Genomic DNA, 13,651 nt, shown 5'->3' with positions numbered 1-13,651 from the left:
TGACGAACGCTAGGTCGGCCCTCGCTCCATTGCCCCCGGAGCGGGGGCCTTTCCTTTTTCGGGTGGTCTGGCGCTCGCGCCAGGAATCGCTACATCGGCGCGCGTGAAGATCGCCTCCTGGAACATCAACTCCGTCCGCTTCCGCATCGCCATCGTCGAGCAGTTCCTGCGCGAGGAAGCCCCCGACATCCTGTGTCTCCAGGAGACCAAGGTGATCGACGGCGATTTCCCCGAGGCGCCGTTCCACGCGCTGGGCTACACCCATGTCATCAAGCATGGCCAGCGCATGCACCACGGCGTCGCGATCGTCAGCAAGGTGCCGCTGGTAGAGGACGACCGGCTCGACTGGCAGGCGAACCAGGAAGCCCGGCATGTCGGCGTGCGGCTGCCCAATGGCGTCAGACTCGAGAATGTCTATGTCCCCGCTGGCGGCGATGTGCCCGATCGCGCGGTGAACCCGAAGTTCGGCCAGAAGCTCGATTTCGTGCAGCGGATGACGGAATGGTCGGAAGCGCTCGACGTGCCGACCATCCTCACCGGCGACTTCAATATCGCCCCGCTCGAATCGGATGTGTGGAGCCACAAGCAGTTGCTCGACGTCGTCAGCCATACGCCGATCGAGGTCGAGGCGCTGGGCCGCTTGCAGGCAGCGCATGGCTGGGTCGATCTCGGCCGCAAGTTCATCCCGGCGCCCGCCCGCTACTACAGCTGGTGGAGCTATCGGGCAAAGGATTGGGCTGCCTCCGATCGCGGGCGGCGGCTCGACCATATGTGGGCCAGCCCCGAGGTTGCGGAGAAGGCGGTGGCGCACAAGGTATGCGAGCCGTGCCGCGCCTGGCTAAAGCCCTCGGATCATGTGCCGATCGTGACGGAGTTCGACTTTTGAGCAACGCCCGCGCCGCCGCCGAAGCCGTGGACGCGCTGCGGCGCGGCTGGCCGATCGCCATCCGCGGCGCGGAAGGCACCTTGCGTTTGCTAGCTGTGGAGACCGGAGACGGCGAGCGGCTGTCGGCGTTCGATCCCGACGGCACGGCGCCAGTGCTGCTCTCGGCCGGCCGCGCCGCGACGCTCAAGCTCGCCAACCAGCGCGATGCGGCGACGCCTGATGCGCCCGTGCTGATCGAGCGAGTGGAATGGCTCGATTTCGATGCGGCAACGGCGCTGGCAGATCCGCAGTTCGATCTCGCCACGCCGCTAAAGGGGCCGTTTCGTGCGATCCCGGTGGTGCAGCCCGATGCCGCCACGGCAGCACTGCGACTCGCGCGGATCGCGGGGCTGCTGCCTGCCTTCTTCGTGCTCGAAGGCGATGTGGAGGACGCGATCACCCTTGCCGATATCGACGCGCATGAGGATGCCGATCGCTTGCGCATCGTCGGCCGCGCGCGGTTGCCGGTGGAAGCCGCAGAGGACGCCGAGATCGTCGCCTTCCGCACCGACGAAATGCCGGGCGAGCATATCGCGCTGCTGATCGGCCAGCCCAATGGCGAAGCCCCGCTGGTGCGGCTGCACAGCGAATGCCTGACCGGCGACATGCTCGGCAGCCTCAAATGTGATTGCGGACCGCAGCTCAAGGCGGCGATCGCCGAGATTTCGAAGAGCGGCTGGGGCATCCTGCTCTATCTGCGCCAGGAGGGCCGGGGCATCGGCCTGATCAACAAGCTGCGCGCCTATGCGCTGCAGGACCAGGGCTTCGACACGGTCGATGCCAATACCCGGCTGGGCTTCGCGATCGATGCGCGCAACTTCCGGGTGGCGGCGCGGATGCTGAGCCTGCTGGGCCAGCCGCGGATCCGGCTGCTCACCAACAATCCGCAAAAGGTGGAGACGCTGCGCGCTGCGGGCGTCGACGTGCTGGAACGCGTGCCGCACGTGCTGCCTGCCAACCCACACAATGCGCGGTATCTGGCAACCAAGCGCGATCGGACGGGACACGAGTTCTAAGCCTTCCGGTGCTCCTGCGAAAGCTGAAGTCCAGGATCCTTCGAACCATTGCTACCTTTGGCTCCTGCCTTTGCAGGAGCACGGCGACGCCATCAGGCGATCAGCCGGGCGACCTCGTCGAAATCGTGGGCGATATGCCGCACGCCCAGCGCCTTGAGCCGCTCGCCATGATCCGCCGCGCAGTGCGTGCCCGCGCACAGCCCGATCACCGTCGCACCGGAAGCGACCGCACCCGTCACGCCTACCGGCGAATCTTCCAGGATCACGCACGCCTCGATCGGCACGCCCAGCGCGGCGGCGGCGTGCAGGTAGAGGTCCGGCGCCGGCTTGCCGTTGGCGACATGTTCGCGGCCGCTGAACAGCTTGTCGCCGAACATCTCGCGCACCCCCAGATGGCGCAGATGCCCATCGAGCCAGCGCGTCGGGCTGGACGAGGCGATCGCCTTGGGCAGGTCTGCCGGCAGGCTTTCGAGGAAGCGCAGCGCTCCCGCCACCGCCGGCAGGCCTTCTTCCAGCACCCGCGCATCTTCCTCGGCGCGGGCGATATGAAAATCCTCCGGCACCGGGCGGCCGATCCACCGCTCGATCGCGGCCAGGAAATCATGCCCCGCCAGGCCCATGAAGTGCGCCATCGAATGTTCGGGCGTTGTCGGATGGCCGATGCTGGTCAGATAGTCGGCGACGTGCTTGTTGCCGGCAAATTCGCTTTCCAGCAGCACGCCGTCAAAATCGAAAATAATGCCCGAGAACCGCACCGGAATGGTGGCAGGCAGGCGCGTCATCTCGTTCATGCCCGTTCTCCGAACAGCGCCGTGCCGACGCGGATATGGGTGGCGCCGAGCGTCACCGCGGTTTCAAAGTCGCTCGACATGCCCATGCTGAGGCCGTCCAGCCCCTGCTCCCGCGCCAGCTTGGCGAGCAGGGCGAAATAGGGGGCGGCCTCCAGCCCAGCGGGGGGCACGCACATGAGGCCGGCGACGGGCAGGTCGGCCGTGCGCGCCTCGGCAAGCAGCGCCGGCAGCGCGTCTACCGGGCAGCCGCCCTTTTGCGGCTCGTCGCCGATATTGACCTGGAGGAAGCAGGCCGGGCGGCGATCCGCCTTGTCCATCGCCTTGGCCAGCGCGGTCACGAGGGAAGGCCGGTCGACGCCGTGGATCGCGTCGAACAGCGCGACCGCTTCGTCCGCCTTGTTCGATTGGAGCTGGCCGACGAGATGCAGCTCGATGCCTGAAGTCGTCTCGCGCAACTGCGGCCATTTACCTTGCGCTTCCTGCACGCGGTTCTCTCCGAACACCCGCTGGCCGGCGGTGATCAGCGGCTGGATCGTGTCGGCATCATAAGTCTTGGAGACCGCGATCAGCGTGATGTCGGCGGGCTTGCGGCCGGCGATCTTGGCGGCGCGGGCAATCGCGGTCTGCACCGCGGCGAGCCGCTGGCTGGCATCGTCTTGAAGCATGGGCCGGGCTATAGGCACGGACATGCGCCGCCGCCACCCCCCAATCCCCCGCCTGTGGCTGATGACCGACCCGCGACTGGGGGAGCGGCTGTGGGACGCGCTGGAGCGGCTGCCGCGCGGCAGCGGGGTGATCTTCCGCCACTATCAGCTTGCCCCAGCCGAGCGCCGCGCATTGTTTGCCCGCATCGCCAAGGTGGCGCGGCGTCGCGGGCTGGTGCTGCTGCGCGCGGGTGCGAGGCCGATGCGCGGGGAGGCGGGCGTGCATGGTCGCCGTGGTCCGGGGCTGGTCACCTGGCCCGCACACACGCGGCGCGAGGCGATGGCCGCAATCGCGGCGGGCGCCGATGCGCTGCTCGTATCCCCCGCCTTCCCCACCCGCTCGCATCCCGGTGCCGCGGCACTGGGACCGGTGCGGTTCGGGCTGCTGACGCGAGGCCTCTCCGTGCCGATCATCGCCTTGGGCGGGATGGACGCGCGCGGAGAAAGGCGCCTAGCGCCGCTCGGCATTCATGGTTGGGCAGCGATCGATGCCTGGGCCCGCTGAGCTGGGCCGCGGGATCAGAAGTGGAAGGCAGTGCCGATATAGATCGACTGGCTTTCGCGACGCGTGTCCTGGCTGAACTGCGTCAGGCGATCACGCTCGCTCTTGTACCGCACGCCGGCGGTGACATCGAGACGGCGCGACACCGCATAGGAGCCGCCAAGGTCGAACGCGTAGCTGGGCTTGTCCCCGATCAGCACCGGCGTACCCGCCAGCGGACGATCCTCGCTCGCCGCAAGGCGGCCGCTCAGGCGCTTGCCGGCATAGCTGAGCGCCACTTCGGCGCGATCTCGGCTGCCCGGCTGCACGCCCGCCATGTCGATATGGGTCACGTCACCCGATACGGCGAAGCGCCGCCAGCCCACGGCAACGCCCAGATTATAGGCAATCGGCGCCAGGCTGACCGAAGCCGGCTTGGCGGACGCGACACGACCGCCCGCATCGACCGCGCGGTTCGACGCGGCGCGCACCGCGACGGTGACGCCACGCGCCGATTCGGTGCGCGATTCGGCCGGGGTGAAGCGGAAGCCGGCACCGTTCATCCCGCTGCGCGCCAGCATCGCGGCAAGCTTGGGATCGGCGGCGGCCGGGGTGAACCCGCCGGCGCCCTGCAGCGCCAGGGGTGCGGGACGAACGGCCGCCTTCAGTGCGCGGTCTCGTTCCTGTGCCTGGAGCGTGGGCGCGACGAGGAGCCCGGCAGCGCAGAGCGCCCCCAGCCCAAGTCCCGACATCCAACGTACCAAGCGCATTTGCATACCTCTCTAATGGTGGGCCCTACCATGGAATCAAAGCGACGTTCCACCGGTGGCAGCAATTTTCCCCGACTGTTGCACGCAACCCACAGAATCGTACCGGCTGCGACCAATCAGGCACCAGCGCGTCGGCCTTGCTCCCGCCACATCCCGCCCTATAGATGCAGGCACTCATTCCCTTGCCGGTAGGAAGTACGACGTCCATGAACCGCCTGTTGCGCTTTGCGATCCTGGGGTCGCTCGCTGTTACCGCCTCCGCCTGCAGCCGTAACAAGGGGCGCCCGGAAGCGGACCTAACGGCATCGAAGGTGACGACGATCGGCGTCAATGCCTATCTGTGGCGCGCCACGCTGGACACGCTGAGCTTCATGCCGCTGCTCCAGACCGATTCGAACGGCGGCGTGATCGTCACCGACTGGTATGTCAACCCCAACGTCCCGACCGAGCGGATGAAGGTGACGGTGACCGTGCTCGACCAGGATCTGCGCGCCGATGCGCTGCGGGTCGCGGCCCTGCGCGAGGTCAACCGCAACGGCGCCTGGGTCTCCGCACCCGTGCAGGCCGCCACCGTCCAGAAGCTCGAGGACATCATCCTGACCCGTGCACGCGACCTGCGCCGCGCGGCCGTCGCCAACTAATCGGAATCCCTACATGGCGTCTCGCTTCAATCCCTTGAAGGCGGACGCGGCGTGGCAGAAGGCGTGGGAGGAAAACCGCACCTTCGCCGCCCGCGACGATTCGCCCAAGCCCAAGTCCTATGTGCTCGAGATGTTCCCCTATCCTTCGGGGCGCATCCATATGGGCCATGTGCGCAACTACACGATGGGCGACGTGCTGGCGCGCTTCCGCCGGATGAAGGGCATGGAAGTGCTCCATCCGATGGGCTGGGACGCCTTCGGCATGCCCGCCGAAAATGCCGCGATGGAAAAGAAGGTCCATCCGGGCGCCTGGACCCGCCAGAACATCGCGACGATGAAGGCGCAGCTCAAGCGCCTGGGCTTCGCGCTCGACTGGACGCGCGAGATCGCCACCTGCGAGCCCGATTATTACGGCCAGGAACAGGCGCTGTTCCTCGACCTTTATGAGGCCGGCCTGGTCTACCGCAAGGAAAGCGCGGTCAACTGGGACCCGGTCGACATGACCGTGCTCGCCAACGAGCAGGTGATCGACGGGCGCGGCTGGCGCTCGGGCGCGCTGGTCGAGCGGCGCAAGCTCAACCAGTGGTTCCTCAAGATCACCGATTTCGCGGACGACCTGCTCGAAGGGCTGAAGGGCCTCGAGCATTGGCCGGACAAGGTGAAGCTGATGCAGGAAAACTGGATCGGCAAATCCGAAGGCCTGCAGTTCACGTGGTCGCTGTCGAACGGCGAAGGGCTGACCGTCTATACCACGCGGCCGGACACGATCTTCGGCGCGAGCTTCGTCGCGATCGCGGCGGACCATCCGATCGCGCAAGCGCTCGCCGCCGGAAACCCCGAGGTCCAGGCGTTCATCGAGCGCTGCAAGCAGGGCGGCACCACCGCCGCCGAACTGGAGACGCAGGAAAAGCTCGGCTGGAACACCGGGCTCACCGCGCAGCATCCGTTCGATGCGAGCTGGCAGGTGCCGGTCTATATCGCGAACTTCGTGCTGATGGATTATGGCACCGGCGCCGTGTTCGGCGTGCCGGCGCATGACCAGCGCGACTTCGAATTCGCGACCAAGTACCAGCTGCCGATCCGCCGCGTCGTCGCGCAAGGCGACAAGACCGATCCCAAGTTCGACGGCACCGAGGCCTATACCGGCCCCGGCACGCTGGTGAACTCGCACTTCCTCGACGGCCTCGACGTGATCGATGCCAAGCGCGAGGTCATCCGCCGCGCCGAGGAAGGCAATTGGGGCACCGGCAGCACCGTGTGGCGCCTGCGCGACTGGGGCGTCAGCCGCCAGCGCTATTGGGGCACCCCGATCCCGATCATCCATTGCGAGGATTGCGGGCCCGTCGGCGTGCCCAAGGACCAGCTGCCGGTATCGCTGCCCGAGGATGTGTCGTTCGACGTGCCCGGCAACCCGCTGGATCGCCACGCGACCTGGAAGCATGTCGATTGCCCCAAATGCGGCAAGCCCGCGCGGCGCGAGACCGACACGCTCGACACCTTCGTCGATTCGAGCTGGTATTTCCTGCGCTTCGCCAGCCAGCCCTCGGACAAGCCGTTCGACAAGGCGGTGGCCGAGCAGTGGCTGCCGGTTGGCCAGTATATCGGCGGCGTCGAACATGCGATCCTGCACCTGCTCTATGCCCGCTTCTTCACCCGTGCGCTGCGCCATATCGGCCGCATCGATGTGGCCGAGCCGTTTGCGGGTCTGTTCACCCAGGGCATGGTCACCCACGCCAGCTATTATCAGCTCGAAGAGCATGAGGGGCTGGAGCGGAAGGTGTATTTCGAACCGACCCAGGTCTCGTTCCGTGCCGACGGCTCCGCCTATCTGACCGACACCGGCGCCGAGGTTATCGTCGGCCGCGTCGAGAAGATGTCGAAGTCGAAGAAGAACACCGTCGACCCGACCGAGATCGTCGACCAATATGGCGCCGACGCGACCCGCTGGTTCGTGCTCTCCGACAGCCCGCCCGAGCGCGATCTCGAGTGGAGCGAAAGCGGCATCGAGGGCGCCTGGCGCTTCGTCAACCGGCTGTGGCGCCTGTTCGACGGGCTCGAAGCGGCGGAAGGCGAGGACAAGGACCTCGACCGCAAGCTCCACCGCACCATCGCCGGCGTCGCCGAGGATATCGAGGCGCTGACCTTCAACAAGGCCGTCGCCAAGCTCTACGAGCTGACCGCGGCGATCGAGAAGGCCCAGCCCTCCGCCTCGCGCACCGCCGCGATCCGCGCGCTGGTCCGCGTGGTCGCGCCGATGGTGCCGCACATCGCCGAAGAGGCCTGGGCGGCGATGGGCGAAACCGGCCTGATCGCCGATGCCGAATGGCCGGCGGTCGATCCGGCGCTGCTGGTCGACGACGAAGTGACGATCGCGGTGCAGGTCAACGGCAAGCTGCGCGATACGCTGGTGATGCCGAAGGGCGCCGATAGGCAAGTGGTCGAGGCCGCGGCACTTGCGTCGGACAAGATCGTTCGGCTGCTCGAAGGCAACGCACCGCGCAAGATCATCGTGGTGCCCGATCGATTGGTGAACATCGTCGCATGAACAAGACCGTCGCCCTGCTCGCCCCCCTCGCCTTCGCGCTCTCCGCGTGCGGGCTGCATCCGATGTACCAGGGGGGCAGCGGCGGCGCGGTGGCGACGACGCTGTCGGCGGTCGAGGTCGCGCCGATCCAGGGCCAGTCGGGCTGGCTGGTGTCCAACGCGCTCAAGGACCGGCTGGCGAACAATGGCGGTGCGGCGGCCTATCGGCTCGAAGTGAAACTCGACGACCAGATCATCGGCCTGGGCGTACGGCGCGACGATTCGGTGTCGCGCGAGCGGCGGACGCTGCGCGCGCGCTACCAGCTGATCGACCTGCGCAGCGGCCAGGTGGTCCTCGACGCCACCGCCGGTTCGGACGCGGGCATCGACGTGGTCGGCTCCGAATATGCCACGATCGCGGCCGAGAAGTCGGCGCTGGAGCGGCTCTCGGGCATCGTCGCCGACCAGATCGTCGCGCGGCTGGCGCGGACGGTGCGCGAAGGCGGCGCGCGGCCCAAGTGAAGGCCAATGCGGGCCAGATTCGCGCGGCGGTAGACTCGCCCAGGCCCGATACCCGGCTCTATCTGCTTCACGGCCCCGACGAGGCGGGCGCCGCCGATCTTGCCCAGCGGCTCGGCAAGGCGCTGGGGCCGGACGTCGAGCGCATCGACATCGACATGAAGATGCTGCGCGACCAGCCCGGGCTGCTGGCCGACGAGGCGGCATCGCTGTCGCTGTTCGGGGGTGCGCGCTACATCCGGGTGCAGGGCATCGAGGAAGGCGCAGCCGAGGCGATCGCGCTGCTGCTCGGCGCCGAGCGCGCGGGCAATCCGGTAGTGGCGATCGGCCCCAACCTCAAGGCGAGCGGCAAGCTGGTCAAGGCGGCGATCGCCGCGCCGACCGCGATGGCGTTCGCCTGTTATGTGCCCGAAGGCGCGGGCGCGGCGCAGCTGGCGGGCACGATCGCGCGCGAACATGGCCTGCGCCTTACCGGCGACGTGCCGCACCGGCTGGCGCTGGCTTCGGCCGGCGACCGCGCGGTGCTGACCCGCGAGATCGAGAAGCTGGCGCTGTTCCTCGACGCCGATCCCGAACATCCCCGCGACGCCGATGGCGCAGCGCTCGATGCGATCGGCGCGGACCTGGGCGAAGGCGAATTGTTCGGCGCCATCGAGGCGATTCTCGACGGGCGCGTGGCCGAGGTCGGCGGGGAGCTGGCGAAGCTCGGCGAAGGCGGCGGCTCGGCGATTCCATTGATGCGCCAGCTGGTCCGCCGACTGATGACGCTGGCCGAACTGCGCGCCGAGATGGACCAGGGCGCCAGTGTCGACGATGCGATGGAGCGCCACCGCGTCTTCTTCAAGGAGCGCCCCGCCACCGGCCGCGCGCTGCGCCGCTGGTCCGCGCCGCAGATCGCGCGGGCGATCGAGCGAGTCCGGCTGGCGGAGCGGGCGATGATGTCCTCGGGCAGCGCCGGGGAATTGCTGGCCGAAGTGGAATGCGTGGCGATTGCGAGAGCCGCGGCAAGAGCGAAGGGCTGACTCGATCCTCCCCGGCGCGGGGAGGGGGACCAAGACGCGCAGCGGCTTGGTGGAGGGGGATCGCAGCGGGCGAGTCCGGTGTGGATGTTCCCCTCCACCACCGCCTTCGGCGGCGGTCCCCCTCGCCGTGCCGGAGAGGATCTGGGGATTCCTTTCCGTCGGCCAGCATGCTTCAACCCCCGCATGCGCTCTTTCGCCCTGCACGCCCTGCTCGCACTGCCCTTCGCCGCGCACGCCCAGCAGGCGGTGCTGTTCGAGGGCCGCACCACCGCGACCATCGTCCATGACGACGCAACCTCGGCGAAGCTGGCCGGCGAGTTGCTCGCCCGCGACATCGGCAAGCGCGCCGGCAAGACTCCCCTCGTAGCAGGCAACCTCGCCGCCTGCGGCAAGCTCTGCGTCGTCATCGGCCAGAAGGATTCGGTCTCGTCCGTGCCGTCGCCGCGGATACGAAGGTCGATCTCGCCGCGCTCGACGGCCAGTGGGAACGCTATATCCGCATCCTCGCCCCCTCGAAGCGGCACCCCGTCAGGTCCTATCTGCTGATCGCCGGCTCGGACGCGCGCGGCGCGATCTGGGGCACGGTGGACCTCAGCCGCGCGCTTGGCATCTCGGCCTGGGAATGGTGGGCGGACGTCACCCCGCGCCATGCCGCCCGGCTGGTGGTCGACGGAAGACGCCTGCTCTCCGACGCGCCCTCGGTCCAGTATCGCGGCATCTTCCTCAACGACGAGGATTGGGGCCTCCAGCCCTGGGCGGCCAAGACCTATGAGCCCGAGATCGGCGATATCGGCCCCAAGACCTATGCGCGCATCTTCGAGCTGATGTGGCGGCTCAAGGCCAACCTGATCTGGCCGGCAATGCACGAAAGCACCAAGCCCTTCTACCAGATCCCCGGCAATGCCGAGACGGCGAAAGCATACGCCATCGTCGTAGGCACCTCGCACGCCGAGCCGATGCTGCGCAACAACGTCCGCGAGTGGGACGAAAAGACGCAAGGCCCCTTCAACTTCTTCACCAATCGCGACCGAATGGTCGACTATTGGCGCCGCCGCGTGAACGAGGTGAAGGCTTACGAGAATGTCTACACCATCGGCTTGCTCGGCAAGCATGACTCAGCGCTGGAGGGCGCGGCGAGCCCCGAACAGGCGCTTGCCGCCACGGCCCGGGCGATCGATCTGCAGCGTGGCCTGCTCGCCACCGCGCAGGGCAAGTTGGCCGACCAGGTGCCGCAGGTGCTCACCCTATACAAGGAAGTGCTCGACATCTATCGCAGCGGGTTGAAGGTGCCCGAGGATGTGACGCTCGTCTGGCCTGAGGACAATTACGGCTATCTCCACCAGTTGCCCACCGCGGAGGAGCAGGGACGCAAGGGCGGCTCGGGTCTCTACTATCACATCAGCTATTGGGGCCGCCCGCACGACTATCTGTGGCTGGCGACCACCCATCCGGGGCTGATCCGCGAACAGCTGGACCGCGCCTGGCAGACCGGCACGCGCAAGCTTTGGGTCGTCAATGTCGGCGACATCAAGCCGGGCGAGGTGCTGGCCAGCTACTTCCTCGATCTCGCCTTCGATGCGACGCTGCTGCAGAAGCCGGTGCGGGCGCAACTGTCCGCCTGGGCGACCGCGCAATTCGGCGCACAGGGCCCGGCCATCGCCGATATCCTTGTGGACTATTACGACCTCGCCTGGGAGCGGAAGCCCGAGTTCATGGGCTTCAGTACCGTCGAGCCCGAGACACCGATACGCATCGGCGACTATGTCCGCACCGGCGGCGAGGAAGCCCAGGCTCGGATTGCCCGCTACCAGGCGCTGCTCGACAAGGCCGAAACACTGGCTGCGAGGATGCCCGAAGATCGCCGCGACGCCTTCTTCCAGATCGTCCTCTATCCGGTGCGCGGGGCCGCCAAGCTCAACGAGCGCAACCTTAAACTCGATCTTGCCGCGCTCTACGGCCGCCAGGGCCGCGCGAGCGTCAATGCCCTGGCCGCGCAGGCCCGCGCCGCCCACCGGGTAATCGTAGCAGACACCGCCGCGTACAATGCCCAGAGCGGCGGCAAGTGGCGCGGCATCATGGACATGGCCCCGCGCCGTCTTGCCGTCTTCGCCGAGCCCCCTACCCCAAGATCGACCTCCCCTCGCCGCCCCGTGCGGTGCCGATACCCGTGCGCTCGCCTTCACGCCCGGCAGAGCCGAAACGCGTTACCTTACCGTCTATGGAAGGGCTGCGGTGAACGACTGGACGATCGAGGGATTGGACGGCGTCGAACTTTCCGCCCGTGCGGGGCGGATCGATGCGAGCAATGGCTACGAGATGCGCATCGCCGTGCGCTATGACGGTAACGGCGCCATCGCCGCCGGCAGGATCCGCTGCAACGGCGCGATGGTCCGGGTCGAGCCGGTGCTCCGGCCCTTGCCTGTCGGCGCCGCTACCCCGGAGGTGGACCACATCATTTCGCTCGCCCCGGCCGATGGGCCGCTCGCCGGCACACCGTGGGAGCGCGTTGCAGACCTGGGTTCACGCGGCGCCGTGCTGCGCAGCAAGCTGGACCTGCCCTCCAGCGACCGAGCCGATGCCGCCGCCCCACTGGTTCTGTCTTTCGAGCTCGGCAACAAGGGCGATGCCGCGCTCAAGATCGTGGGCGTGCCGGTGCATGCGCTTACCTCGGCCAGTCATTTGCGGATCGGCGTACGGGTGGATGGCGGCGCCATCACCGTGCTGGACTATGAGACGCATGGGCGCAGTGACGAGTGGAAGGCGAACGTCATTTCCAACACCGCTGTCCGTACGCTCAAGCTCGGTATGCTCGCCGCCGGCCGGCACGAGATCGAGCTATTCGCGATGGATCCCGGCTTCCTTCTCGACCGGATCGACGTGCGGCTGGACGGCGCGCCCGACTATTACGGCGCACCCCCGATCCGCTGAAAGGCGAGCTCGGCAGCAGCGACGTCGCGCAGTCGCCGGGCGACCTCGGGGTTGATCCCCAGATCCTCGGCGGCGCGCTCGCGCGGGCCCAGACTGCGCGGATCGCGGCCGGTGATCGCGCCGAATTCGACCAGCGCCTCCAGATAATAGCCCTCGGCGCTGGCGTGATACTGATCCCAGGTCCACAGGCTCACCTGGCCAAACGCCACGCCGTCATAGGGATTGAGATCGGCAATCCCCTCCCGAATTGCTCGATTCCACGCGGTGCCGACGGGCAGCACCCCGTGGATGCCGTAGCCGGGCGCGAGCCCCAGCCGGTTCGCCGCCAGCAGATCCTCGGCCATGCGCGCGACCGGCAGCCCGAACCAGTGCCCAGACGGGCGGTAGGTCTGGTCGGCGCGCGACCAGGTCGCAACGAGGTTTACCTGCACCGCCGGGTTGCGCGCATGGAACAGCGCCGCCAGCTCGCGCGCTGCGGCCAGGTGGCGGGTGGGATCCCCCGGACGCTCGGCATCGAGCGTGCTGAACCCCTGCAGCACCACCACGTCCCAGCGCCGATCGATCAGCGCGCGGCGGTTGGCGAGGTGCCAGGCGAGGTCCTTGCCGGGCGACGTTTCCAGGCTGACCTGCCAGTCGAGCCCCGCCTGGATCGCGAAGGTTCGGAACAGCGCCGGCACGCCGCCGATCCCCTCTCGGTTCAGGTCGGTCACGCGATCGGGGCGGTAGCGCATCACCGGCGAATTGGCGCCGAAGGTGAAGCTGTTGCCCACGAACAGGATCGTCTTGGCCGCAGCGGGCAGCGTCCAGACCAGGCAGGCGACGAGGAGGGCGAGGCGGCAGGCGAACGTCGGCATGCCGCTTCCTTAGCTTCCCCCTCCCCCGTTTCACAATGACTTGCGACGGAAACGCTGTTCCCTATTCGTTCATACGGCGGTATATCCCCGCAATGGCTACGCCGCCCGTTCGCAAGATCCTGCACATCGACATGGATGCGTTCTACGCCTCGGTCGAGCAGCGCGACGACCCGCGCTTGCGCGGCAAACCGGTTGCGGTGGGGTCGGCCGCCGCGCGCGGGGTCGTGGCGGCGGCGAGCTACGAGGCCCGAAGCTTCGGGGTGCGCTCGGCCCTGCCCTCGGTAACGGCACTGCGGCGCTGCCCCGACCTCGTCTTCGTGCGACCGCGCTTCGAGGTGTACAAGGCCGTCTGTAAACGCTCGCGCTAAGTGGCGGCATTCTGATCGCGCTATTTGTCGGCGAGCGTCGCTACGCGGCTACCGGCTTGGTCTCGGCCGATCGCACATAGGCGTAGAGTGTTGGCTTGGAGATGCCGAG

14 protein-coding genes and 1 pseudogene are annotated in these 13,651 nt (G+C 67.8%); 11 read left to right on the top strand and 4 right to left on the bottom strand.

Going from position 1 to position 13,651, the window contains the following annotated elements; translation table 11 throughout:
* Positions 1 to 103: 103 nt before the first annotated feature.
* The gene (gene xth, locus S2M10_RS21065; RefSeq protein ID WP_168847824.1) at positions 104 to 886 is read left to right on the top strand and encodes an exodeoxyribonuclease III; all 783 of its coding nucleotides are present in this window, start codon (positions 104 to 106) and stop codon (positions 884 to 886) included.
* Complete coding sequence (gene ribA / locus S2M10_RS21060) at positions 883 to 1,941, top strand: GTP cyclohydrolase II (protein ID WP_168847823.1); 1,059 nt, start codon at positions 883 to 885, stop codon at positions 1,939 to 1,941. Before xth ends, ribA begins: the two co-directional genes overlap by 4 nt.
* A 92-nt stretch (positions 1,942 to 2,033) precedes the next feature.
* Here ribA and S2M10_RS21055 read toward each other — a convergent pair whose 3' ends face one another.
* Complete coding sequence (locus tag S2M10_RS21055) at positions 2,034 to 2,732, bottom strand: HAD family phosphatase (RefSeq protein ID WP_211091206.1); 699 nt, start codon at positions 2,730 to 2,732, stop codon at positions 2,034 to 2,036.
* On the bottom strand, positions 2,729 to 3,397 hold the full coding sequence (locus S2M10_RS21050) for a YggS family pyridoxal phosphate-dependent enzyme (RefSeq protein WP_168847822.1): 669 nt from the start codon (positions 3,395 to 3,397) through the stop codon (positions 2,729 to 2,731). The genes S2M10_RS21055 and S2M10_RS21050 overlap by 4 nt, the downstream gene beginning before the upstream one ends.
* A 61-nt stretch (positions 3,398 to 3,458) precedes the next feature.
* Here S2M10_RS21050 and S2M10_RS21045 point away from each other — a divergent pair, with 61 nt between their 5' ends.
* Positions 3,459 to 3,941 carry a thiamine phosphate synthase gene (locus S2M10_RS21045; RefSeq protein WP_247650949.1) on the top strand — a complete coding sequence of 161 codons (483 nt, stop codon included), beginning with the start codon at positions 3,459 to 3,461 and terminating at the stop codon, positions 3,939 to 3,941.
* A 14-nt stretch (positions 3,942 to 3,955) separates the two neighbouring features.
* Here S2M10_RS21045 and S2M10_RS21040 read toward each other — a convergent pair whose 3' ends face one another.
* Entirely contained in the window at positions 3,956 to 4,687 is a 732-nt protein-coding gene (locus S2M10_RS21040; protein WP_247650948.1) for a porin, read from the bottom strand.
* Positions 4,688 to 4,893: 206 nt separating this feature from the next.
* Between S2M10_RS21040 and S2M10_RS21035 the strand changes: the two genes are divergently transcribed.
* From S2M10_RS21035 to S2M10_RS22855, 7 genes are all read left to right on the top strand, one after another.
* Positions 4,894 to 5,328, top strand: a complete 435-nt coding sequence (locus S2M10_RS21035) for a DUF3576 domain-containing protein (protein ID WP_168847820.1) — start codon at positions 4,894 to 4,896, stop codon at positions 5,326 to 5,328.
* A 13-nt stretch (positions 5,329 to 5,341) separates the two neighbouring features.
* A complete protein-coding gene (leuS, locus tag S2M10_RS21030; RefSeq protein WP_168847819.1) occupies positions 5,342 to 7,873 on the top strand; it encodes a leucine--tRNA ligase in 2,532 nt (843 codons plus the stop codon).
* The gene (gene lptE / locus S2M10_RS21025) at positions 7,870 to 8,373 is read left to right on the top strand and encodes an LPS assembly lipoprotein LptE (protein WP_168847818.1); all 504 of its coding nucleotides are present in this window, start codon (positions 7,870 to 7,872) and stop codon (positions 8,371 to 8,373) included. Before leuS ends, lptE begins: the two co-directional genes overlap by 4 nt.
* Positions 8,370 to 9,392 carry a DNA polymerase III subunit delta gene (holA, locus tag S2M10_RS21020; RefSeq protein ID WP_168847817.1) on the top strand — a complete coding sequence of 341 codons (1,023 nt, stop codon included), beginning with the start codon at positions 8,370 to 8,372 and terminating at the stop codon, positions 9,390 to 9,392. The genes lptE and holA overlap by 4 nt, the downstream gene beginning before the upstream one ends.
* A gap of 183 nt (positions 9,393 to 9,575) precedes the next feature.
* Positions 9,576 to 9,938 carry a hypothetical protein gene (locus tag S2M10_RS22865; protein WP_247650947.1) on the top strand — a complete coding sequence of 121 codons (363 nt, stop codon included), beginning with the start codon at positions 9,576 to 9,578 and terminating at the stop codon, positions 9,936 to 9,938.
* 38 nt (positions 9,939 to 9,976) lie between these two features.
* On the top strand, positions 9,977 to 11,731 hold the full coding sequence (locus S2M10_RS22860) for a glycosyl hydrolase 115 family protein (RefSeq protein ID WP_348770652.1): 1,755 nt from the start codon (positions 9,977 to 9,979) through the stop codon (positions 11,729 to 11,731).
* Entirely contained in the window at positions 11,625 to 12,320 is a 696-nt protein-coding gene (locus S2M10_RS22855) for a hypothetical protein (RefSeq protein ID WP_348770651.1), read from the top strand. Before S2M10_RS22860 ends, S2M10_RS22855 begins: the two co-directional genes overlap by 107 nt.
* Here S2M10_RS22855 and S2M10_RS21010 read toward each other — a convergent pair.
* On the bottom strand, positions 12,296 to 13,174 hold the full coding sequence (locus S2M10_RS21010) for a PEP-CTERM sorting domain-containing protein (protein ID WP_168847816.1): 879 nt from the start codon (positions 13,172 to 13,174) through the stop codon (positions 12,296 to 12,298). The two genes, S2M10_RS22855 and S2M10_RS21010, sit on opposite strands and share 25 nt — an antisense overlap.
* A gap of 92 nt (positions 13,175 to 13,266) precedes the next feature.
* Between S2M10_RS21010 and S2M10_RS21005 the strand changes: the two are divergent.
* Positions 13,267 to 13,533: pseudogene (locus tag S2M10_RS21005) on the top strand (DNA polymerase IV); the annotation flags it as partial.
* Positions 13,534 to 13,651: the final 118 nt, after the last annotated feature.

This window comes from Sphingomonas sp. S2M10 (genome assembly GCF_012650175.1).
Lineage (GTDB): Bacteria > Pseudomonadota > Alphaproteobacteria > Sphingomonadales > Sphingomonadaceae > Sphingomonas.
Note: the sequence above shows the minus strand (reverse complement) of the source record. Positions and strands in the feature narration are given on the sequence as shown.

What these genes read in the sequence shown, in the direction of transcription:
- leuS (WP_168847819.1), top strand. Translation starts at nt 5,342, where the DNA reads ATGGCGTCTCGCTTCAATCCCTTGAAGGCGGACGCGGCGTGGCAGAAG.
- S2M10_RS21010 (WP_168847816.1), bottom strand. Translation starts at nt 13,174, where the DNA reads ATGCCGACGTTCGCCTGCCGCCTCGCCCTCCTCGTCGCCTGCCTGGTC.
- S2M10_RS22865 (WP_247650947.1), top strand. Translation starts at nt 9,576, where the DNA reads ATGCGCTCTTTCGCCCTGCACGCCCTGCTCGCACTGCCCTTCGCCGCG.
- S2M10_RS21035 (WP_168847820.1), top strand. Translation starts at nt 4,894, where the DNA reads ATGAACCGCCTGTTGCGCTTTGCGATCCTGGGGTCGCTCGCTGTTACC.
- S2M10_RS21050 (WP_168847822.1), bottom strand. Translation starts at nt 3,397, where the DNA reads ATGCTTCAAGACGATGCCAGCCAGCGGCTCGCCGCGGTGCAGACCGCG.
- lptE (WP_168847818.1), top strand. Translation starts at nt 7,870, where the DNA reads ATGAACAAGACCGTCGCCCTGCTCGCCCCCCTCGCCTTCGCGCTCTCC.
- S2M10_RS21055 (WP_211091206.1), bottom strand. Translation starts at nt 2,732, where the DNA reads ATGAACGAGATGACGCGCCTGCCTGCCACCATTCCGGTGCGGTTCTCG.
- S2M10_RS21040 (WP_247650948.1), bottom strand. Translation starts at nt 4,687, where the DNA reads ATGCGCTTGGTACGTTGGATGTCGGGACTTGGGCTGGGGGCGCTCTGC.
- S2M10_RS21045 (WP_247650949.1), top strand. Translation starts at nt 3,459, where the DNA reads ATGACCGACCCGCGACTGGGGGAGCGGCTGTGGGACGCGCTGGAGCGG.